Consider the following 293-nt stretch of genomic DNA (forward strand, 5'->3'; position numbering starts at 1 on the left):
GCAGCGGTAATCGGTGATCTTGAAGTCCTTGTAGGTCTCGTAGATCAGGTTGCAGACATCGGCGACCTCGCTCTTGATCTGCTCCGGAGTGCAGAACAGGTGGGCATCGTTCTGGCAGTAGTGGCGGCCGCGCTCAATGCCCTTCAGGGTGCCGGAGGACTCGTAGCGGAAATCGTGTGCGATCTCACCGATGCGCATGGGCAGGTCACGGTAAGTGTGGGGACGATTTGCGTAGATCATCATGTGGTGGGGGCAGTTCATCGGGCGCAGGACGTAGCTTTCACCCTCCATCT

Annotated in this window: 1 protein-coding gene; it reads right to left on the minus strand. The window is 58.4% G+C overall.

All coding sequences use genetic code 11. The annotated features are described in order from the left end of the window. A partial coding sequence (locus tag P0G09_RS19750) for an aminoacyl--tRNA ligase-related protein (protein ID WP_342760584.1) occupies positions 1-293 on the minus strand: 293 nt, incomplete at both ends.

Origin of the sequence: Faecalibacterium sp. DFI.5.82, from assembly GCF_029076575.1 — a bacterium.
GTDB classification, from domain to species: Bacteria; Bacillota; Clostridia; order Oscillospirales; family Ruminococcaceae; genus Faecalibacterium; species Faecalibacterium duncaniae.